Annotated in this window: 17 protein-coding genes and 2 pseudogenes; 8 read left to right on the top strand and 11 right to left on the bottom strand. The window is 71.6% G+C overall.

What is annotated here, in order from left to right; all coding sequences use genetic code 11:
- Positions 1–165 precede the first annotated feature (165 nt).
- Both AB0L56_RS21090 and AB0L56_RS21085 read left to right on the top strand, forming a co-directional pair.
- The gene (locus AB0L56_RS21090; RefSeq protein ID WP_365425253.1) at positions 166–1,152 is read left to right on the top strand and encodes a peptidase; all 987 of its coding nucleotides are present in this window, start codon (positions 166–168) and stop codon (positions 1,150–1,152) included.
- 314 nt (positions 1,153–1,466) lie between these two features.
- Positions 1,467–1,871 (top strand): annotated as a pseudogene (locus AB0L56_RS21085) (hypothetical protein); the annotation flags it as partial.
- On the opposite strand, the gene AB0L56_RS21080 reads toward AB0L56_RS21085, so the two are convergent.
- The 5 genes and pseudogenes from AB0L56_RS21080 to AB0L56_RS21060 form a co-directional block, all read right to left on the bottom strand.
- Positions 1,858–3,426, bottom strand: coding sequence for a mucoidy inhibitor MuiA family protein (locus AB0L56_RS21080; RefSeq protein ID WP_365425251.1), 1,569 nt, complete (start codon positions 3,424–3,426; stop codon positions 1,858–1,860). The pseudogene AB0L56_RS21085 and the gene AB0L56_RS21080 sit on opposite strands and share 14 nt — an antisense overlap.
- A gap of 7 nt (positions 3,427–3,433) precedes the next feature.
- Positions 3,434–5,524: a DUF4139 domain-containing protein gene (locus AB0L56_RS21075; protein ID WP_365425249.1), complete on the bottom strand. Its 2,091-nt coding sequence runs from the start codon at positions 5,522–5,524 to the stop codon at positions 3,434–3,436.
- 144 nt (positions 5,525–5,668) lie between these two features.
- Positions 5,669–5,869 (bottom strand): hypothetical protein, encoded by a 201-nt coding sequence (locus AB0L56_RS21070; protein ID WP_365425247.1) that lies wholly within the window; start codon positions 5,867–5,869, stop codon positions 5,669–5,671.
- Between the two features lie 1,151 nt (positions 5,870–7,020).
- Positions 7,021–7,826 (bottom strand): annotated as a pseudogene (locus tag AB0L56_RS21065) (alpha/beta hydrolase).
- Between the two features lie 135 nt (positions 7,827–7,961).
- A complete protein-coding gene (locus AB0L56_RS21060) occupies positions 7,962–8,432 on the bottom strand; it encodes a DoxX family protein (RefSeq protein WP_365425245.1) in 471 nt (156 codons plus the stop codon).
- A gap of 173 nt (positions 8,433–8,605) precedes the next feature.
- Between AB0L56_RS21060 and AB0L56_RS21055 the strand changes: the two genes are divergently transcribed.
- The 3 genes from AB0L56_RS21055 to AB0L56_RS21045 all read left to right on the top strand — a co-directional run bounded on the left by AB0L56_RS21055 (position 8,606) and on the right by AB0L56_RS21045 (position 12,478).
- Positions 8,606–10,558, top strand: coding sequence for a cellulase family glycosylhydrolase (locus tag AB0L56_RS21055; protein ID WP_365425243.1), 1,953 nt, complete (start codon positions 8,606–8,608; stop codon positions 10,556–10,558).
- A 102-nt stretch (positions 10,559–10,660) separates the two neighbouring features.
- Positions 10,661–11,665: a TerC family protein gene (locus AB0L56_RS21050; protein WP_365425241.1), complete on the top strand. Its 1,005-nt coding sequence runs from the start codon at positions 10,661–10,663 to the stop codon at positions 11,663–11,665.
- 363 nt (positions 11,666–12,028) lie between these two features.
- Positions 12,029–12,478, top strand: a complete 450-nt coding sequence (locus tag AB0L56_RS21045; protein ID WP_361031977.1) for an SRPBCC family protein — start codon at positions 12,029–12,031, stop codon at positions 12,476–12,478.
- 11 nt (positions 12,479–12,489) lie between these two features.
- Here the strand turns inward: AB0L56_RS21045 and AB0L56_RS21040 are convergent, their stop codons facing one another.
- Positions 12,490–12,852, bottom strand: a complete 363-nt coding sequence (locus AB0L56_RS21040) for an STAS domain-containing protein (RefSeq protein ID WP_361031980.1) — start codon at positions 12,850–12,852, stop codon at positions 12,490–12,492.
- A gap of 644 nt (positions 12,853–13,496) precedes the next feature.
- Between AB0L56_RS21040 and AB0L56_RS21035 the strand changes: the two genes are divergently transcribed.
- Both AB0L56_RS21035 and AB0L56_RS21030 read left to right on the top strand, forming a co-directional pair.
- Positions 13,497–15,155, top strand: a complete 1,659-nt coding sequence (locus AB0L56_RS21035) for a SpoIIE family protein phosphatase (RefSeq protein ID WP_361032291.1) — start codon at positions 13,497–13,499, stop codon at positions 15,153–15,155.
- 128 nt (positions 15,156–15,283) lie between these two features.
- A complete protein-coding gene (locus AB0L56_RS21030; protein WP_361031983.1) occupies positions 15,284–15,517 on the top strand; it encodes a hypothetical protein in 234 nt (77 codons plus the stop codon).
- Positions 15,518–15,552: 35 nt separating this feature from the next.
- On the opposite strand, the gene AB0L56_RS21025 is transcribed toward AB0L56_RS21030, so the two are convergent.
- The 5 genes from AB0L56_RS21025 to AB0L56_RS21005 form a co-directional block, all read right to left on the bottom strand.
- The gene (locus AB0L56_RS21025) at positions 15,553–15,795 is read right to left on the bottom strand and encodes a DUF6411 family protein (protein ID WP_361031986.1); all 243 of its coding nucleotides are present in this window, start codon (positions 15,793–15,795) and stop codon (positions 15,553–15,555) included.
- A gap of 133 nt (positions 15,796–15,928) precedes the next feature.
- Positions 15,929–17,464, bottom strand: a complete 1,536-nt coding sequence (locus tag AB0L56_RS21020; RefSeq protein WP_361031989.1) for an SDR family oxidoreductase — start codon at positions 17,462–17,464, stop codon at positions 15,929–15,931.
- Positions 17,465–17,557: 93 nt separating this feature from the next.
- Positions 17,558–18,049 carry a hemerythrin domain-containing protein gene (locus tag AB0L56_RS21015; protein ID WP_365425238.1) on the bottom strand — a complete coding sequence of 164 codons (492 nt, stop codon included), beginning with the start codon at positions 18,047–18,049 and terminating at the stop codon, positions 17,558–17,560.
- Positions 18,050–18,257: 208 nt separating this feature from the next.
- Positions 18,258–18,554 (bottom strand): GlsB/YeaQ/YmgE family stress response membrane protein, encoded by a 297-nt coding sequence (locus AB0L56_RS21010; RefSeq protein WP_361031995.1) that lies wholly within the window; start codon positions 18,552–18,554, stop codon positions 18,258–18,260.
- A 256-nt stretch (positions 18,555–18,810) separates the two neighbouring features.
- A complete protein-coding gene (locus tag AB0L56_RS21005) occupies positions 18,811–19,296 on the bottom strand; it encodes a VOC family protein (RefSeq protein WP_361031998.1) in 486 nt (161 codons plus the stop codon).
- A gap of 263 nt (positions 19,297–19,559) precedes the next feature.
- Here AB0L56_RS21005 and AB0L56_RS21000 point away from each other — a divergent pair, with 263 nt between their 5' ends.
- On the top strand, positions 19,560–20,090 hold the full coding sequence (locus AB0L56_RS21000; protein WP_361032294.1) for a hypothetical protein: 531 nt from the start codon (positions 19,560–19,562) through the stop codon (positions 20,088–20,090).
- Positions 20,091–20,187 lie beyond the last annotated feature (97 nt).

Raw genomic sequence — 20,187 nt, 5'->3', positions numbered from 1 at the left:
TTCCGGCCACCGAGGTAGCGAATTTCCCTTCCCCGCCGTTGTCGCGCTCCTGACAAGACGACATTTCCGTGGCACTCTGCGTGACGCACGTCTGTCCGCACAGCTCTTCGTTCCCCGCACCCTGCCCGGACCCGACCGGTCCCGGCACGGCAGAAGGAGGCATGCGTGAGACGCCACCGCACCGCCGCGGTCACCCTGCTGGCCCTCGGAGCCCTGTTCACCGGCGGCCTTGTCGCCCCCGGCGCCGCCAACGCCGTACCCTCCGCGACGACTGACGGAGCATCGGCTGCGACCCGCACCGTCCCGCCCGCCGAACGGCAGACCGCCCGCACGTTCTGGACCGCCGACCGGATGCGCGGTGCCACACCGCTCGATCCTGAACTGGGCCCCGCTGCCGCCGCCACCGCTAAGGCACCCGCGCGGTCCGACGCGGGCGAGGCGACGGTCGTACCGGGCTCCGCCCCCGCCGCCTTCCCGCAGCCCGGCGGGCCGTGGACCGGCGGCGGAGCGGTGGTGTCCACCTCGGGCCGGGTGTTCTTCACCTTCCAGGGACGCACGGCCTCCTGCTCCGGCAACGCCGTCACCAGCCAGAACGCCAGCACCGTCATCACGGCCGGGCACTGCGTGAAGTACCAGGGAAGCCGGCACACCAACTGGGTCTTCGTGCCCGCGTACCACAACGGCACGGCCCCGTACGGCCAGTGGACCGCCACCAGCACATTGACCACCCCACAGTGGGAGGCGAGCGAGGACATCAACTACGACGTGGGAGCAGCCGTCGTGGCACCCCTGAACGGGCAGCGGCTGACGTCGGTCGTCGGCGCGCAGGGCCTGCAGTTCAACGGCGGCTACAACAAGCCGATGTACGCCTTCGGCTTCCCCGCCGCAGCCCCGTACGACGGCACGAAGCTCATCCACTGCAGCGGCAACAGCTCGAAGGACTTCCTCTTCTCGCAGGACCACAGCCTCGGCTGCGATATGACGGGAGGCTCCAGCGGCGGCCCCTGGTTCACCGGCTTCGACGAGACGACCGGCACGGGCCTCCAGGTCTCGGTGAACAGCTTCGGCTACACGTTCCTGCCGAACAGGATGTTCGGCCCCTACTTCGGCGACGAGGCGAAAGCCCTGTACGACAAGGCCCAGACCTCCTAGTCCGGAACGGCCGACCCACCTCGCACACCGGTCACCGTGCGCACCGTCTTGCGCCATCCGCAGCTCAACGGCGCCTGCGGCGGGCCAGGCGGCGGAACGCCCTCGGCCCGCCGGCCGCCCGGGGGCAGCGTGCCATCCACCGCGTCGGCCAGCAGGGAACCCACCGTCTCGGCCGCGCAGGCGCGGTGGGCGCCGATACCGCTCGACGAGGGTAATGGCCGCCGCTTGCTGACGAACTGTATAGCAAGCGGCGATCGCTTCCCGCCCCTCGGCGGCAGACGGATTCGGGCCACGACCGAGCGCGGCACGACCCGGCCTGGAGCGACTGCGGCGGAGACATCGAACGGAGCTTCACCAGGGACGAGATCCTTACGAACGTCACGCTCTACTGGCTCACCGGCACCATCACCTCGTCGATGCGCATGTACCACGCGAACGCCGCCGTCCCGCCCGAGCAGCTCACCCGCCGGGTCGAGGTCCCGTCCGGCTTCTCACTGTTCCGCGGTGACGTCGTCCGGCCGCCGCGGGCATGGCTCCAACGCACGGCCAACCTCGTCCGCCTGACCGAACCCGCGCGCGGCGGACACTTCGCCCCCTTCGAAGAGCCCGAGTCCTACGCGGAGGAACTGCGGGAGTTCTTCCGCCCCTACCGGGCGGCGGGCCGGGGACGTCACAGCGCCCCGGCGACTCCGCCCCCCGACGGGCTCAGAGGCCGCTGACCTTGCTGCTCGCCGAGACGTCGTAGACGAGGGTGACCGTCCGCCGGCCGCCGGGGGCCAGCGGGACGTCCCAGCGGACGATGCCGTCGGCGTCGACCGAGTCGGGCACTGGCGAACACGCCTCCCGGCGCAGGCGGACCTCCACCGCCGACACCTCGGAGACCGGAATGCGCTCCCGGAGGACGATCACCCGGTCGTCGTCCTCTCCGGGGGCCGAGAAGCGGGAGACGTTCAGCCGCACGGTACGGGTGACAACGGTCCGCTGGGTGATCCCGGCGGTCTCCCGGGTCTCCTCGGTGTGCCGCAGCACCCGGTGGTCGTCCCGGCTGCCGAAGGCGAGGTCGACCGGTGCGCCCGGGGCGGTGAAGTCCAGGGTGCCGCGTCCGACGAACCCGCTGCCGCCGATGAGGTCGACGGGTCCGGCCAGCAGCGCGTGGCCCGACTTGTTGTCGAACCGCACCACCTGGTTGACCAGCGGCGACAGCTCGGGCGAGCAGGCGTACTCGCTCCGTGCGGACGAGGTGAACGAGGACAACGGCACACGGTGGGCGCGGCCGTCGGCCGGCACGGACACCGGCGCGGGGGAGTGCAGTACCCGTACCTCGCCGCCGTCGTCCACTCCCGGCAGCCCGAGCACGGGGGCGGGGCCGAGGTCCGCGACCTCCTCCTCGCGCAGGTCGACGTGCACGGTACGGCGTTCCGCGGGGGAGCGGTCGGTCAGCGTCAGCCGGTCCTCGACCAGCCGGGGCGGCTCCGTGGCCGCGGCGGATCGGGCGGTCGACAAGGTCAGCCGTACGTCCGACCAGTCCTCGCCGGTGAGCTGCCAGACGATGGCGTCCGTGTCCAGGGTGAGTTCCGGCCCGTCGAGCACGGCCCGGTAGGCGGGCCGCCACAGCGCGCACGGGGTGAGGTGGCTCAGGCGCAATTCGGCCTGCCCGGCGGCCTCGGCGTGGACGGTCAGCTCGATGTGGCCGGTCAGCTCCGCCGGCTCCCTCTCGGAGGCGTCCAGGGCCTGCCGGGTTTCGGAGAGTTCGACGGCGATGCCGGCCAGCCTCGCCTCCACGGTGCGCAGTCGCTCCCCGTACGCGTCGCGTTCGCCGTCCACCCGGTCCAGCTCCCGCGTCCAGCGGTCGCTCTCCGATTCGCCGTGGCCGGCCCCCTCGGAGATCTCCCGCAGCAGATCGGCGGCCAGCCGGGCGAGCAGATCGAGACGGACACCCAGCCTGTCGCGCTGCTGCTCCAGCGCCGACCGCTCCTCGTCGAGGGCCGTCACCCGGCGGCGCAGCGCGGAGTCGTCGTCGCTCGAACCCGGCGGGCGGGGCGTCCAGGCGCGCACGATCCGTACGTCCAGGACGGCCGCCGGACGGTCGCCGGCCAGTTCGGCGTGCAGGGTACGGTCGACGGCCAGGGCGGTGACCGGTCCCAGGCGCAGCCGCTGGGTACCGGCCGCCAGCTCGAGCACGGCGGTCCGCTCGATGTGAGCGCGGTCCTCCGTGCAGGTGACGGCGGTGACGGGCAGCGGAATCAGGGGGATCCGCTTCGATGACGTAGACATGGCTGTGTCAGCTCCTGCGGTTGCCGCCCGTGAGGGCCTTGCCGGCGGGTATGCGGATCTCGTAGCCGCCGTCCAGGGCGACGGTGGCACCCGCGGGCAGTTCGACCCGCCACAGACGCGTGCCCGGCGCATGGCGCTCCGGACCCTCGTCGTGGTCCTCGGGCGCCACCCAGTCGGCCCGTTCCTCGATGCGGACGTCCGCCTCGGAGGTGACGGGCACGCGTTCGCGCACCTCGACGGAGACCGGCACGGCGAGCCGGTTGGCCAGTTCCACGTGCACACGGTGGTCGAGCACGGTGACGTTGTTGCGCAGACCGGCGGTCGACTCGTGCAGGTTCGTACGGCGGGTGACCCCGATTGCCTCGGCCGGCCCGAGTCCCACCCGGCACACACCGCCCGGGGCGAGTGTCGGCAGGGAGGCGGTCAGCAGGAACTCCCCGTCCACGGTGACCTCAACCGGACCGGCCAGCATGGCCTGGCCGGTCGCGTTGGACAGCACCAGGGTCGTGTAGACGGTCTGTTCCACGGACGGCACGCAGATGTAAGCGGTGCGCAGACCGACCGGCACCTCGCCGACGGTGACGCTGTGCCAGGTACCGTCCGATGGGATGTCGGCGGGCGCGGCGGCATCGAAGCGGTGGTCGAAGGACCCGGCGGACTCGCGCGGGCGCACGGTGTGCCCGGGAAGCGGCAGCGCGGCCACCGTCTCGGCGCGCCGCCGGTACTCGGCGGTCACCGGGTCGAGCCCCGCGCCGGGGAACAGCCGCCCCCTGCGGTCCTCCGGGGCGTCCGGGCCGGACAGGACGAGCGCGCTGTAGTCGAGCTCCGTGACGTTCGGCTGCGGCGGCCCCGCGACGGGAGCCGGTGGTGGCGGACCCGCCACGGGGGCCGGTGGTGCGGCCGCGGGCGGAGCCGCGGACATCGCGGGCGGCGGCGGGGCCGCCCCGGGGGCTGCGGGAGCCATGGCGGGCCTGGCACTGGTGCGCGGCAAGCCGGCGGGCCGGGATCGGGGCCGGGACCGTGCCACGGTGTCCCCGGGACCGCTGCCGAACGCCTGAGAGAGGTGACCCTCCGCGTCACCGGGGAACGGCGGCCCGCCGTAGCCCCCCGGTGCGGGCGGCGGCGGCGCGACGGGAACGGCCTGGACCATCCCGGCCGGGGCGTTCGGGACGGGCCGCGGGGCCGCGGCGTCGTATCCGGCGAAGAGACCGGTCAAACCCGCCGGGGGCTCCCGCCAGCCCGGGGAAGCGGGCGCCGGCTGGCTGCGTCCGATCCGGATGGAGCGGAGCCGGGGCAGATCGGTGCGACGGCGCAGGTCGGCGGTGGCCAGGGCGATACGCACCCCGGTCCAGTCCTCGCCCGTGCGCTGGGCGACCGAGGCCCGGAGCAACAGGCGCCCGTTCTCCTCGCCCTGACGGTAAGTGAGGCGGTAGGTGGGCACCCACACGGCGCCGGGCACCCCGTACTCCACCTCCACCTCGGTCTCAGCCTCGCCCGCACCATCGAGCGTCAGGACCGCGCAGAACGAGGCGGCCACGTGCGCCGACGGTGCGTCGGTGGAGGCACGGGAGAGCTTGTCCACCGCGACGGAGAGATCGTGCTCGGCCCGGCGGAGCTCCTCCTCCAGTTCGCGGAGCCTGCCGTGCAGACCGGTCAGGCGTTCGTCGACGAAGGCGGAGAGGTTCAGCCATGCGTCGGCCGGTGTACGGCGATGCGGGTCGTCCTTCCTGCGGGCGGGCGGCACCGGACGCAGCGCGCCGACCTCCTCGATCAGGGTGAGCTGCCGGTCCCGGCGGCCCTGCGCCGCCGCGCACGCGTCACGCAGGCGCTCCACTTCGCGCAGCAACTCGCCCGCCAGGTCCGCGTCACGGGGTTCGGCCTCGACCTCCAGCCGCGCCTCGGTGACACGGGTCCCCGAGGCGTCGACGACGCGGGCCCGCAGCGAGTCAGGGTCCAGCGAGCGGGGCAGTCCCGTCACCCGCACCTGTCCACCCGCCGGCACGGTGCCCCGGGCCAGGCGGCGGCAGAGTGCGCCTTGCGCGTACACCACCACCGAATCGAGAACCGACGCCCACCTCGGAGCCGCCCCAGCCGTCATGTGCCCCCCCCCAGTCCCGCCGTGCCCGTGCCGAGGGCAGCCTACGCCGTGCGGTGCCGCCTCAGGCGTCGTAGGAGCCTCTCCGTACAGCGGTTGTCGAAGCCGGTGGGGTCCGTCAGGCGAGTGACGCGGCGGTGCGACGGCTCAGCGCCCGCCGTCCCCCCGTATCAGGCACCAGTAGGCACCGTGACGCCCGATGCCGATGCGGTTGTCCTGCGGCACCAGCGCGGGGTCCGGGCGGCCGACGGCCGCCATGGAGCAGGCGGGGTCGCCGACTTTCCCGGCCATGGCCATCCGCTGGGCCGCGGCCACCGCTGCCGGTGAGGTGTACCAGGTGGTGGTCACCGTTTTGTCCGAGCCGGTCGTCGGTGTGTGCGTCGGGTGTTTCCGGTGCGGGGACGCCGGTACGGAAGTGCCGGCCGGCGGTTTCGGCGCCGGGGAGGCCGGAGTGAGTGCCGCTGTGGGCGTGGAGGGCGGGGCGGGCGTCGTACTGGGCTTGGCCGATGTCGGCGCGGGGGTGAGAGCGGATGCCCGCGGTACGGGCGTCGAGGGCCCCGGACGCGTCGTCGGCGTCCGCGTCGGCTTGGTGGGACGCGCGGGTGACACGGAGGGCCTGGGCGCTGTGGAGCGTGCCGAGGGCTTGGGCTTCGGGGGCCGGACCGGCGCGGGTGTCGATGCCGGTCGCTTTCGGGGAGTGTGCACCGCCGAGCCGTCCGTCGCGGGTGCGCGGGTTACCGGCTCCCGGCCGGGTGGTGCGGAGCCGGGGGCCGGCCTCTCGCCCGGGGCCGCAGCCTCGGTGGCCGGTCTCTCACCGGGAGCCGCAGGCTTGGTGGTCGTCCTGCGTCCCGGGGCGGTTGGCTCGCGGGCCGGCCTCTCGCCCGGAACCACCGGTTCGGTGGGCGGTATCTCAGCGGGAGCCGCAGGCTTGGTGGTCGTCCTGCGTCCCGGGGCGGTTGGCTCGCGGGCCGGCCTCTCGCCCGGAACCACCGGCTGGCTGGCCGGTATCTCACCGGGGGCCACAGGCTCGGTGGGCGTCCTGCGGCCCAGGGCCGTCGGCTCGGTGATGGGGCGCGGGCTCCGCGGTGCGGGTCCGGTCGTCGGTTCCCCGATCGGCGGGGCCGACCGACGGGGGCGGGCTGTCCCCACCGGTGACCGTGTGCCCGTGGGCGTTCCGCGGGCGGTGCCGGACGGCTCCGTCTCGAACGTCCAGGACGGCAGCGGGTTCAAGGTGGGGAGGGACAGATCGGCCGAGGCCGTGGGCGTGGGGGTGGGATCGCCGCCGTCCTGCGCGACCAACACCCACACGCCGATGCCCCCGAGGAGGAGCAGGGCGGCGCCGCCTGCGATCCACGGGGCACGTCGGGGCGGGCGTCGGTGACGGTTCATGGTCTTACTGTCCTATGCGACCCGGCGAGGCGCCTGCCGCACCGGCTGGACGCTGTGCTTTCCGCCCGGACGTACCGCCCATCCGGGTGACGCACCCGTTCCCTTGCCGGTCAGGCAGCGGCGCCGCCGGCCCCCGCCGACGAAGCCCGTCGGACGGGCATCATGGTCTGTACGGCGTCCTGCTCCAGGTGATCCAGGATCAACCCGTTGACCGGGGCCGGCTTCTCCAGGGGTGCCAGGTGGGACGCTCCGGGGACGACGGCCAGCCGGCCGTCCGGAAGCGCGCGGTAGAGGGCGACCGTATGCTCGAGCGCGATCAGGTCGTCGTCGCCGACCAGGACGAGGGTGGGTGCCTGGACTCGGGCCAGATCCTCGGTGGTGAGGTTCGGCTGGGTGCGCCACAGGTCGGCCATCTTCGCCGCCACGACGGCCAGTGGCCAGCTCCGTCAGGAGTGACGGCCTCGTACAGCTCGCGGAAGAACGCGAGTTCCGCGCTCTCCGGTGTCATCGCGTCGAGCATCGCCGGTTCGGCGAAGCACTCCGGTGAGGGGCGGAAGTTGGCCCCCATCACCACGACCTTGCGGACCAGGTCCGGCCGGGCGAGGGCGACGAGCAGCGCGACGATGCCGCCGTCGCTCCAGCCGAGCAGATGCGCCGGCCGGCCGACGACGGTCTCCACGAAGGCGACCGTGTCGTCGGCCATGTCCTGGTAGGAGAGCGGTCCTGCGACGTCCGGGGTGTGTCCGTGTGCGCGTCGCTCGGGCAGGAAGAGGTGGTGGGCCGCGGCGAGGTCGGCGCGCTGCGCGCCCCAGGTGTCGTTGGTGCAGAAACCGCCGTGGAGCAGGACGAGCGGATCACCGCTCCCTTCGGTCTCGTACCACGTCCTGACGCCAGGGAGGTCCGCGTACTCGCCCATCGTCCAGGCCCTCTCCGGACTGCTGCCCTTCCCGGCAGTCTCCGGCACGCCCCGAAGGGCCGCAATGCGGGGTGGGCGACGGGCCCGCGCCCTACTGGGCGCATCGGCCGTCGCCCGGCCCCGCCCGTGCCGAGGTCAGCCGGCCTCTCCGGAGGAGGTGGGCCGCGCGGCGGCATGCGGGCCGGACCGGGCGGGACTCGTGGCACCGCGCCGCAGCAGGCCCGGCAGGGACAGGGCGCCCGGGCCGAAGAACACCAGGAGGAGGAAACCCCAGCAGAACAGTGCCGGGGACAGGCCGCCGTTCTGCAGGGGGAAGAGGCCGTCCTTCTGGTGTTCGGTGAAGTAGGCGAAGGCCATGGCGCCCGAGCTGAGGAACGCCGCACTGCGGGTGGCGACACCGAGGAGGATGAGGGCACCGCAGGCGAGCTCGATCACCCCCGCGTACCAGAAGGGCCAGTCCCCGGTGGGGGTGGCCTTCCGGTCGAGCACACCGAAGAGCGTGGCGGCGCCCTCGCTGGTGAACAGCACGCCGAGGACGATCCGGAACAGGCCCAGAACGAGAGGCTGGTGGCCGGCGAGGCGATCGCTCAGCCGTGCGGTGCTCATCGCTGCGTACTCCTTGCATGGGTGGGTGCGACGTGTTCGGCGACGGGGGCGAGGAACCGCCCGCTCTACTCTTACGTGCGCGGTGCGCCGAGGGTTCAGCCATCGGCTGCGCGGATTGCCTGGACCACGTACCGCCCATGCCGCATGATGACGCTGTCATGACATCCCGTGCGATGACGACTGGGAAGGTGACCGTGCGCGGCTCCTTGGTCAGGACGGTTCTCGGCGCCCTCCTTCTCGTGGCGCCCTCGACGCCCGGTTCCGCGACGGCGGCCCCACAGGCATCCCCGGCCCGCACGGAGGTCGCCTCCGCGGACACCTGGACGGCACCGCTCAGTACGCGAGGCCGCTGGATCGTGGACGCGGACGGTGACCGGTTCAAACTCCGGTCCGGCAACTGGCATGGCGCCAGCGGCACCTGGAACGGAAGCGGCAGCGCGGAGGAGGACGGCAACCACCACGCCGGCGAGAACTCCCACCGGATACCCCTCGGCCTCGACCGCGCCCCCATGGCGGAGATCATCACGGGCTTCCAGGAGATCGGGATCAACAGCATCCGGCTGCCCTTCTCCAACGAGATGATCCACGACACCCGCCCCGTCACGGACGACGCCGTGGCGGCCAACCCCACCCTCAGGGGAAGGAATCCGCTCCAGGTCTACGACGCCGTGATACGCGCACTCACCGACGCCGGCCTCGCGGTCATCCTCAACAACCACACCAACACCACCCGTTGGTGTTGCGGCGTCGACGGCAACGAACGCTGGAACGCGAGCCGGTCCACCCAGCAGTGGGAGAACGACTGGCTCTTCATGGCCCGCCGCTACCGGGACAACGACCGTGTCGTGGGCGCCGACCTGTACAACGAGGTCCGTCGCTCCGTGTGGGACGACCCCAACTGGGGTCTCGGTGACGACCATGACTGGTTCACCGCCTCGCAGCGCGTCGGCGACCGCATCCTGACGGAGGCCAACCCCGACCTCCTCATCGTGGTCGAGGGCATCAACTGGACCGGCATCCCCGTCGACGGGTTCGCGCACGGGCGCCCCACCCTCGAGCCCGCACGTCATCTCTCCCACACCCTTGTCGACTCCGGCAAGCTCGTGTACTCCGCCCACTTCTACGGCTACACCGGACCGAACCACAGCGGAGCCACCGGAATGGGCGAGACCACCGACCCCCGCTACCAGGACCTCTCACCCGGCGAACTGATCACGGTGCTGAACCGCCAGGCCTTCTTCGTCACCGCGGAACAGGACCGGCACTTCACCGCTCCCGTCTGGATCAGCGAGTTCGGCGTCGGCGGCCGCGAGGAGACCGGCGTCGCCCAGCGGGCCTGGTTCGAGAACTTCGTCGACCATCTGATCCGCACCGACGCCGACTTCGCGTACTGGCCGCTCGTCGGCTGGCACGAGAACCGTCGGGGCAACGGCTGGGCGCTGCTGCACTGGGACGCCGAAGGCCACCGCATGGGCATCCACGACGGCGACGACTGGCGGTCCGGGGCGTGGACCCGGCTCGTCGAGGCCACCGGCCGCTCCGGTCCGGTCGCCCCGGTGGCCCACTGGTCGATGCTCAGCCCCGACCACGCCGACTTCGTCGCCTCACGCCGTATGCGGGCGCTGCCCGACTGGGACTCCGGTGCCCGCAAGGCCGTATGCCCCGACGGGCAGCGCCTGCTCGGCCTCAGCCATACGGGCAACCGGGGCCTGTGCTCCGACGTGACCGCCGGACCCCTGAAGAACCCGGCCGGCGGCCACCAGGTTGTCAGGGACGAGCGGTATGTCACGCCCGGCGGCGACTGGGCCTCCGGCTACACCAAACTCCAGTGCCCCGCGGGCCATTTCCTCACCGGGTACAGCGTCCGCGGCGCCGCCGTCTCGGCCGCCCTGTGCGCGAAGGCCCCGGACGGCGCGATCAGCGGTACGAGCGGCCGCACGGTCTGGTTCGACCGGAGCGACAACCGGGGCACCCAACCCAAGGGCGGCGACTTCGCGCACGGCCGCTACAAGGGCCAGTGCGCGGACGACGAGTACGCCGCCGGCATCGCCTACACCAGCCGCTTCCTCTCCTCCCGCACCCCGGACGCCCTGTACTGCCGCACGCTCACCGTCGACGCGCCCTGACAGGCGGCCGGTGTGTCCTCTGGAGTCGCTCGGTGCGATCGCATACCCGAGACTTCTCAGTGAGGGTCCGCGTCGGTGCGGGCCGCGGAGAGGGTGAGCGGCGTGCTGGAGGTCCCGCCCTGGCTGTGGGTGGTGTTTGCCGTGACGGTGGTGGTGTCGTTGACGGTGGACCTGCTCGCCCATCGCACCGCACACGTCATCGGATTCAAGGAGGCTGCCGGCTGGAGCGCCCTGTGGATGGGGCTGGCCCTGGTCTTCGGCGCGGTGGTCTTCGTCGTCCTCGGCGCCACGGCCGGCACGGAGTACATCACCGCGTGGCTGTTGGAGAAGAGCCTGTCCGTCGACAACCTCTTCGTCTTCGCCGTGATCTTCGCGTACTTCAGAGTGCCGCGTGCCTATCAGCACCGGGTGCTGTTCTTCGGGGTGATGGGCGCACTCGTGTTCCGGGGCGTCTTCCTGACTCTCGGTGTCGCCGTGGTCAGCCGCTTCACGGCGGTGCTGTTCGTCTTCGCGGCAGTGCTCTTCTACAGCACCTACAAGCTGCTCAAGGGTGAGGAGGAGGGCTTCGATCCCGGCAGGAGCGTCGCCCTGCGGCTGCTCCGGAAGGTCGTTCCGGTGCGGGACGAGTACGCGGGCACGCACTTCTTCGTCAAGGAGGCCGGAAAGCGCGTGGCCACTCCGCTGCTCGCGGTGGTCGCCGCGATCGAGGCGGCCGATCTGGTCTTCGCCGTCGACAGTGTCCCGGCGGTCCTCGCCGTCAGTGACGATCTCTTCGTCGTCTACACCAGCAACGCGTTCGCCATCCTGGGGCTGCGCGCCCTGTACTTCCTGCTGGCGGGACTGCTGGACCGCTTCCACTATCTGAACGTGGGCCTCGCGATCATCCTGAGTTTCATCGGCGTCAAGCTGACCCTCCAGGCCCTCCACAAGACGGTCAGCCCCACCGTCCCGGAGATTCCCTCACCGGTCAGTCTCGCGGTCATCGTCGTCATCCTGGCGACGTCGGTGATCTTCAGCCTGCGGCGGCCCGTCCCTCCCCGGGCGGAATCCGCGGCCGGTGCGGACGCCGGGCCGGACCCGCCCGGCGACCGCCCCGGCGACGACTGAGCCCCGACCGGCCGCCGACTGCTGACTCCGCACCCTGACGCGCTCCGTGGTCACCGTGACGACCAGAGCTCGACGACGCGACGCCGCGCTGAACGCGCCGGGGGAGTGGAACACGTACGAGATCCGCGTCACCGGGGAGCGGTTCGACGTTTGAACAGGTCCGGCGGGCGTCGGATCGCCGGTGCCCGCCGGACCACGCACGACGGACCGGCGCACTGCGCATGGGCAGCCGCCCGGTTACGGTTGATGAGTCACCTCGGGCCGACGCCCTCCCGCCCGGTTCCCCTCACCCCTCCCCACCCCTCGTCGTCACCCTGTCGGCGCCGCGGCCCGGCCCGGGGCACGTCTTCACAGGGAGAGACCATGAGCACGCAGTTCGAGGTCGTCGTCGAGATCGACCGCCCCATCGAGAACGTCTTCGCCTACCTCGCCGACGGCCGCCACGACCCGGAGTTCAGCCCTCGCGTGCTGGACATCGAGAAGAGCCCCGACGGCGACACCGTAGTGGGCACGGTCTTCCACAGCACGGTCAAGGACGCCGGCATGCGGTCGCGGCGGGACTTCGAGATCAGCGAACTGTTCCCGCCCACCCGCATGCGCTGGCACGAAACGTCGCACAACTCCATCACCGCCGACGAAGGTGGCTACGACCTCGAGCCCACCGCCGACGGCGGCACCCGAGTACGTCTCTTCAACGTTCTGGAAGGCCACGGCCTGGGCAAGGCGCTGCTGCCGCTGGCGGGCAGCGCGGCCCGCAAGGACGCTCCAGCGTTCGGCCGGCGCATCAAGGACGCCGTCGAAGCGTCGGTCTGAGGCCGACGGTCTCATCCCCGCCGGAACGCGGAGACGGCTGCGTCGATGCTGGGGTGGAACGTGAACACCTCATCGAGGCCGACCATCCTCAGCACACGCATTTGGTCCGGACGGACACCGGCAAGACACAGGGGTGAGCCGGTGGCCTGTGCCCTCTGGTAGGCGGTGATGAGGGCCGTGATGCCCGTGGAGTCGCAGTAGGTCAGTCCGGACAGGTCGAGCACCACCCCGTGATCGTCGAACGGTGCGTCGTTGACCGCTTCGGACAGGAAGCGGGCGGTCTGGTGGTCGAGCTCTCCCACTACCTCGACGACATGGGGGCCCGACGGAATCCGGTGGGGCGTGACGGAGCAGATCTGATCCGATTCGGTCACGGGATCTCCTTGGTGCGGTTCTCGACGGCTGCGGGCGAGGGAGGCGGGCGAGGGCGTCCGGTGCGCGGCACCGGTCCCGTTCCCGGATCCGTGGACCGCCGTCCGTGCCTGGCGACCCGCTGGCTCATCCTACGAACCCGCCGCGATCGTGGTCGGCGCGGCCTCGTGCGTGACGTAAAGCGAGCCGGTCGGCGGGTGAGATGCACCACGGCACGCTGCTGCTCCACCGGCACCCCGCACCACTCGACGTGGTCTTCCCGCAACGCCCCTCGCGACCGGCTCGCCCCCTGCGATCTGCCGCCGCACCTGGAGGGGGACGTCCTGCCGGCCCCGGCGGAAGCCTGCGCCAAGGCCCGGTCCGGCTCCGTGCCGAGGCCCACGCCGACGCGTCCCGCGGGGCGGGCGGGGTACCGTGAGGGCGCCCCTGCAGTGCGGCCGTGACCCGCACCGCCCCGAACGTGTGATGCTGAAGGGAACGTCCCGCCTTCAGGTAGCCCTGGCCCAGGAGAACCCCGGGTCGTGGACATCCAAGGAAAATCTGGGGATCGACCGGCCGGCGAGGAGGGGAAATGGCGGCTTCCAACAATGAGCGCGCCTCCGGCGACGAGCAGGCCGGCTCAACCCCCGGCAAGGCGGTCGGCGAGATGCTCGAGATGCTCGGCACGGGAGCCTACGTCGTGGACGCCCAGGGCTGCATCGTGGCCGTCAACGCCCTGGCCGAGCGGCTGCTGAAGCGGTCCGCCGGGGAACTCCTCGCAGTCGACGCACACGATCTGCTGCACCGGAACGCCCGCGGGGGACCGATTCCGAGGGCACAGTGCCGCATGCGCCCGGCCTTCATGGCGGGCCGTCCCGCCCAGGCCGAGCTGGAGTGGTTCGAGCGCGGAGACGGATCACTGCTGCCCGTGTCATGGACGCTGGCTCCCGTCGACATGGGCAGCGACGACATGGCCACGCTCCTGCTGTTCCAGCCCCGGGAGGACCACGTCGAGCCCGCGGTGGGGCCCGACCACAGTGGCGGAGCGCTGACCGAGCTCGACAAGCTCGCGCTGCTGGCGGAGATGACCACGCAGCTGACCTCCACCCTCTCCGTCGACGAGGCGCTGCGACGCCTCGTCTCCCTTGTCCTTCCCCGCCTCGCGGACTGGGCGGTGATCGACCTGATCAGCGAACGCGACGAGGTGTGGCGCAGCAAAGTGGTCCGCATGGAGAACGGCATTCCGGTGTCCCGCCGGGACCTCGAGGGGCCGATGGCACCCGTGCCCACCGAGTCCGTGATGCCGTTGTCCCGGGCCCTGCGGGGCGTGGCCTCGACCATCGCCGAACCGCAGACCTACGACCGTTCCCCCGACACGGGCATCGCCGTCGAGCAGCGCCGTCTGTTCGAGGCCACGGGCATGCACTCGGCGGCCATCGCACCGATCCGGGGCCTCCGCGAGGTTCTCGGGGCCCTGACCCTGGGCCGGTCCGAGCGCCCCGAGAAGTTCGCTCCCGCCGATCTGGCCCTGCTGGAGGACATCACCCGGCGTGCCGGCCTGGCCCTGGACAACGCCCGCCTCTACCAGCGGCAGCGCAAGGTCGCCGAGACCATGCAGCGGTACCTGCTGCCGCAGCTTCCGCGCGTGGCCGGGCTGGAGATGACGTCCCGCTATCTGCCCGCGCCGGACGCCTCTCACGTGGGCGGTGACTGGTACGACGCCTTCGCCCTGGCGGACAACGCCACCGCCTTGGTCATCGGCGACGTCTCCGGACACGATCTCGACGCGGCAGCGGGCATGTCCCAGCTGCGCAACGTGCTCCGCTCCTACGCCTGGGCCCAGAAGGAGCCGCCCAGCCGCGTCGTGGAACGAGTGGACCGGGCGGTACTCCGCATCACGGACGTCTCCATGGCCACGCTCGTGTTCGCCACCCTGACAGCGGGTGAGAATGGGCAGTGGGAGCTGCAGTGGACCAACGGGGGCCATCCGCCACCGCTGCTGGTCACTCACGAGGGCGTTGCCCGGTACCTCACGGAGGGCAGCGGCATGCTCCTGGGCACCGGCACGGACCGGCCGCGTACGGACGCCGCGGAGATACTGCCGCTGGGCTCCACGCTTGTGCTGTACACGGACGGACTCGTCGAATCACCGAGTCACTCCATCGACGACGGCCTGGAACGGCTGCGGCGCAATGCCGCGTCCCTGGCCCACAGGCCGGTGGAGATGTTCACCGACGAACTGCTCAGCCGCGCGCGGCCGGCCGACAACGACGACGACGTCGCCCTCCTGGCCCTGCGCGTCGGCACCCGCCCCGCGCCCCGCTGATGCACTGCGGGCGCCACCCGGCTGCAAGACCCGCTGCGGTTGCGAGCGGTGAAGCGGCGAGACGGGGGTACCGGCAGGGCAACGTGACAGGCACGGCCGGGAGGGTGACGTTGGACAGGACGAGTCAGTTGCGACAGCTGCGAGCGCTCTACGGGGGAGGTGTCGTCGCCTGGACCTCCTGTCTGCTGCTGACCGCGCTGCAGGGAGGCGGTTCGGCACGGCAGACGGTGGTGCTGCTGGGGCTGCTGGCGGCCTTCCTCGTCGCCCTGCTGTGGTCGACTTGGTGCCTGTGGGAAACCGGCACCCGCATCCCCGGAACACGGGCCGGCGAAGCGGCGAACGCACAGGCCGACAAGCCCTGACCGACCCGTACCGCGCGCGGCGCGGCGTCCGGAGGTCAGAACGGCAGCCGCCCGCGCGCACGCCGGCCCGCGGAGCCACTGCGGCCGACGGCGCGGGAGCTCGAGCGGAACGGCTTGCTGAAGAGACGACCCAGCGGCCCCGGAGCCCTGGACCCGGCGCGGGAACCCACGCCGAGCACCCGTTGCGTTCCGTTCTGCGGGTGCCGGGAGAGACGCGGGACGAAGAACGCGAGCACAGCGATGACGACGCAGACGACAACGATGCCGATGACCATCATGAAGGCCTCCAGAATCAAGGATGGGGACGCCGGTCCGGCCGGTCCGTGGGTGACCGTTTGCCCCGATCCCGCGTGAACACGCGCCCGGACACGGCGAGCGTCGCCGGTCCGTCATCGGCAGCGATCGTGACGGTCACGGCGTTACCTCGGGCACGCGGCCGGGTGTGCTCGCACCCTTCGCCGCTGCCCGGACGATGTTGCGGGCCATGCCGCCGAAGACGAGGGCGTGAAAGGGGGAGACGGCCCACCAGTAGGCGTGACCCAGGAGGCCCCGTGGGTGGAAGAGGGCGCGTTGCCGGTAGCGTGTGCGGCCCTCGGCGTCCGTCTCGGCGCGCATTTCCAGCCACGCCAGGCCGGGCAGGCGCATCTCCGCCCGCAGCCGCAGCAGCCGTCCGTGCTCGATCTCCTCGACACGCCAGAAGTCCAGCGAGTCCCCGACCCGCAGATGTTCGGCGTCGCGCCGTCCGCGGCGCAGTCCGACGCCGCCGACGATCCGGTCCAGCCGGCCCCGTACCGCCCAGGCGAGTGGGAACGAGTACCAGCCGGTGTCGCCGCCGATGCTCTCGATCACCTTCCACAGCGCCTGCTGCGACGCGGCGACCGGTCGCTGCCGTTCGTCCCGGTAGAGACTGCCGCCGGCCCAGTCGGGGTCGGTGGGCAGGGGATCGCTGGGCGCCCCGGGCACGGACGCGGAGGACCAGCGGGTGGCCACCTGCGCCTCCCGGACACGCCGCAGGGCCAGTGCCAGAGCCGTGTCGAACGGGAGGGGCCGACCGGGGGAGTCGGGCACGTACCGGGCGATATCGTGCTCGTGGCACACGACTTCATGACGCAACGACTCCGTCAGCGGGCGGGCGATGGAAGCCGGCACCGGGGTCACAAGACCGACCCAGTGACTGGACAGACCCGGGGTGAGTACCGGGACCGGAATGATCATCCGCTGCCGCAGGCCGGCAACCTCGGCATAGCGGCGCATCATGTCCCGGTAGGTCAGGACGTCCGGCCCGCCGATGTCGAAGGCGCGGTCGACGTCGGCGGGCATGGTGGCAGACCCGACGAGGTAGCGCAACACATCGCGGACGGCGATGGGTTGCGTGCGGGTGTGCACCCAACTGGGTGTCACCATCACCGGCAGCCGCTCGGTCAGATAGCGCAGCATCTCGAACGACGCCGACCCCGACCCGATGACGACCGCCGCGCGCAACACGGTGGCGGGCACCGGCGCCTCGAGGAAGATGCGCCCGACCTCGGCCCTGGAGCGCAGGTGCGGCGACAGGGACCGCTCGGGCACGCCACGCGGTGTCAGCCCGCCGAGGTAGACGATTCGGCCCACACCGGCGGCGTGCGCCTGCGCGGCGAACACCTCGGCGGCGCGGCGGTCGGTGTCCTCGAAGTGCGCGCCGGTGCCGAGGGCGTGCACGAGGTAGTAGGCGACGTCGATGCCGTCCATCGCCTCGGCGACGGAAGCGGCGTCCGTGACGTCGCCGCGTACGGTCTCCACATGCGGGGCCCACGGGTGGTCGCGGAGTTTGCCGGGGGAGCGGGCCAGGCACCGAACCCGGTGGCCGGCCTCGAGGAGGTCCGGCACCAGCCGCCCTCCGATGTACCCCGACGCACCGGTGACCAGGCAGCGCAGCCTTGCGGTGCCCTGTTGCCCCTGCCCGTCCACGGTGCCTCCCGGCGGTCCGACGCGAAGCCGCACTGCCGACCCGTCGTCCGCAGGCGTCCTCGGTCCATCCTGGAGGAGGTGAGAGGGGTGCGCTCAGTCACCGACGAGCCGGCGCACGTTCTCCACGGAGCCGCAGTCGTCCTTCAGCCGGCGCTCACGCTCCTCCAGGAAGGCCGCGCCCAGCTCCTCGCGCCGCTCCATCGCCACGTTCTCCCGGGCGCCGTTGAGAATGGTGCGCTCTTCCTCGTCGGCGTGATGGGTCACGGCCTCGACGAGTTCCTCGAGTTTCGCGTCCCACTCCTCGCTGCCGACGTCCCGCACTTCGAGCAAGCCCAGCAGTGCCTTGTTCCCTTCGTCGTGCTCGTGCTCCCCGTGCTCCACCTCTTCGTCGTCGATGTTCTTGTACCGCTTGAGAGCGGGATACACCTTGCTCTCCTCTGCCAGTGCGTGGGCGATCAGCAGGTGTGCGAACTCGTGCAAAGCGGCGGCCCGATCGGCTTCGACACTTCGCATCCGACGGAAGAGGTCCTCCATTCGCCGGTGGTCCTGGAGGATGAGTTCGACGACGTCCGAAGTTTCGGCCATGAAACCGTGCTCCCTTGGGGTAGGAAAAGAATCTCTGCACCTGCCGCATGCCCCGTCCTTTCCTCTTCGCACCCGTGTACGCCGGTTCGTTTCGGCGGGCTCTCCCAGGGCCGGGCACACGGACGTGAGCGCCCTCGTCCCAGGACGAGGGCGCTCGGAAAACGGCAGGTCGGACTAGCTGTGCCGGACTGTGCCGACCGTGGTTCCGTCAGGCGTGGACGTGGCCGCGGCGATGTCCGCGCCCGTGCCCGCGGCCGGTGAACACGCGGTACAGCGCCAGGAGAAGGACCGATCCGACGATGGCCGCGATCCAGGTGGAGAGGTCGAAGAATCCGTCAATGGAGTCGACCCCGAAGATCACCTTGCCGAGGAATCCCCCGAGGAGTCCTCCGGCGATGCCGATGAGCATGGTGATGATGATTCCGCCCGGGTCCTTGCCCGGCATGAGCGCCTTGGCAATGGCCCCGGCGAGCAGGCCGATGAATATCCACGCGATGATGCCCATCTCAGAGCCTCCCTGTTGCTGTCGGTACGACATCCGTGTTTCCCGGGATCGCAACTCATAACAGGATCGGGTGGCAGGAAACAGCGGGCGCCGTACAGAACTGACGGGTAATCAACGCGCATGGGTCCCTGACCGGCGCGGGGGCCTCACCCCCCTCCACCGCATCGAGGACAGCTGTCTGATGCGCCAAGTGCGCTCACGCATCGCGCAGTTCTGCGAAGTCACCCGATCCGACCGGGCCGGTACGTTCCGCCGGTCACTCGACGGTGGCCAGGCGTCGCCGGAGCTCCGCCTCGGAGACGTCTTCCAGGTGGGTCAGGAAGACCCACATGTGACCCGAGGGATCCTTGAGGATGACGGTCCGGTCACCGTGGAACATGTCCGTCGGCGGCTGGAGGATCTCGGCACCGGCGGCCTCCGCGCGCTCCGCCAGGCTGTCGACGTCCGGCACGAAGACATGCAGTGTGACGGAGGTGCCTCCACCGAGGGAGGCCGGCGAGGCGAAGGAGCCGGTCTCCGCCTCGTCCGTACTCGCGTCCCCGAGCATCAGCACCGATGACCCGATGGTGATCTCGGCGTGCAGAACCCCGCCGCCCGGGGAATCGAGGCGGAAGTCCTCACGGGCACCGAACGCCCGCTGGTAGAAGTCGATCGCCGAACGGGCGTCGTCGACCATGATGTGCGGGATCACGGCGAAGTGGTAGCGGTCGGGGACCTCGATGCCGGCAGGGCGCTCGGCCACGGCGAACCTCCTCGGAAGGGACCGCCGGTCGTTCCGGCGGCTGTGGAACGAACCTAGAAGCTCAAGTCCGCTTGAGGTCAATCGCCGGCCGGCCCCGCTTCCCGCACGTCGGGCAAATGGAGCAGGCTCCGGGACCGGGCGTTGCTTCCGCGCGTCACTGAAGTTGATCCAGAAGCACGGCGCACGCGTGCGGCCAGGTTCCGGCCGGCCGCATGCGCAGCCGTCCCGCCCTGTTCCAGCTCCTCCCACCGAAGGCCGTAACGATGCACCACCCCGCCCACCGTTCTCCCCGTCCGGCCGGCGCGCAGGCAGCGGGCCGGCCCTCGCCGGAACAAGGAGTGATCAGCGGTGTCTACGGACTCGTCCTCGCCAGCGCGCTGGCAGCGGCCCTCGACTCGCCGGACGAGCAGACCGACCCCGGATCGGACGCGGTCTGGGTCCTGTTCACCGCCGTGGCGGCCGCGGCGGCCCACGGCTATGCCCACGTTCTCGCGCACCGGATGTCGGCGGAGGGCAGCGGCATCAGGGTCGGCCTGCGCGCCATGCTCGCCGAGTGGCCGGTCGTCGCCGCGGCCGTCCCCACCTTCGTGCTCCTGCTGTTCGCCGTGCCTTCCTGGTGGACCGAGGGCACGGCGGTGAGTACGGCGCTGCTGGTCAACACCCTGCTCCTCGCCGTCGGCGGGGCCTGGACGGCGCGTCGCGCGGGCCGCGGATGGCCGGCGTCGCTCCGGGCGGCAACCGGCGACATGTTCATCGGGCTGGTGATCATCGGGGCCAATGCCCTGATCAAGTAGCGGCAGCCGGCAGCCATTGACGCACCGCTGACGTCGGCCCTACGCCTCACCGCCGGCCCCCGACCGCGCGCTGAACCCCGTCATCCCGCAAGATGGA

The organism is Streptomyces sp. NPDC052079 (genome assembly GCF_040680275.1).
In the GTDB taxonomy this organism is placed as follows: Bacteria; Actinomycetota; Actinomycetes; order Streptomycetales; family Streptomycetaceae; genus Streptomyces.
This window is presented reverse-complemented; position numbering and strand designations above follow the sequence as displayed.

What these genes read in the sequence shown, in the direction of transcription:
- AB0L56_RS21080 (WP_365425251.1), bottom strand. Translation starts at nt 3,426, where the DNA reads ATGTCTACGTCATCGAAGCGGATCCCCCTGATTCCGCTGCCCGTCACC.
- AB0L56_RS21075 (WP_365425249.1), bottom strand. Translation starts at nt 5,524, where the DNA reads ATGACGGCTGGGGCGGCTCCGAGGTGGGCGTCGGTTCTCGATTCGGTG.
- AB0L56_RS21060 (WP_365425245.1), bottom strand. Translation starts at nt 8,432, where the DNA reads ATGAGCACCGCACGGCTGAGCGATCGCCTCGCCGGCCACCAGCCTCTC.
- AB0L56_RS21055 (WP_365425243.1), top strand. Translation starts at nt 8,606, where the DNA reads ATGACGACTGGGAAGGTGACCGTGCGCGGCTCCTTGGTCAGGACGGTT.
- AB0L56_RS21045 (WP_361031977.1), top strand. Translation starts at nt 12,029, where the DNA reads ATGAGCACGCAGTTCGAGGTCGTCGTCGAGATCGACCGCCCCATCGAG.
- AB0L56_RS21035 (WP_361032291.1), top strand. Translation starts at nt 13,497, where the DNA reads ATGCTCGAGATGCTCGGCACGGGAGCCTACGTCGTGGACGCCCAGGGC.
- AB0L56_RS21025 (WP_361031986.1), bottom strand. Translation starts at nt 15,795, where the DNA reads ATGATGGTCATCGGCATCGTTGTCGTCTGCGTCGTCATCGCTGTGCTC.
- AB0L56_RS21015 (WP_365425238.1), bottom strand. Translation starts at nt 18,049, where the DNA reads ATGGCCGAAACTTCGGACGTCGTCGAACTCATCCTCCAGGACCACCGG.
- AB0L56_RS21010 (WP_361031995.1), bottom strand. Translation starts at nt 18,554, where the DNA reads ATGGGCATCATCGCGTGGATATTCATCGGCCTGCTCGCCGGGGCCATT.
- AB0L56_RS21000 (WP_361032294.1), top strand. Translation starts at nt 19,560, where the DNA reads ATGCACCACCCCGCCCACCGTTCTCCCCGTCCGGCCGGCGCGCAGGCA.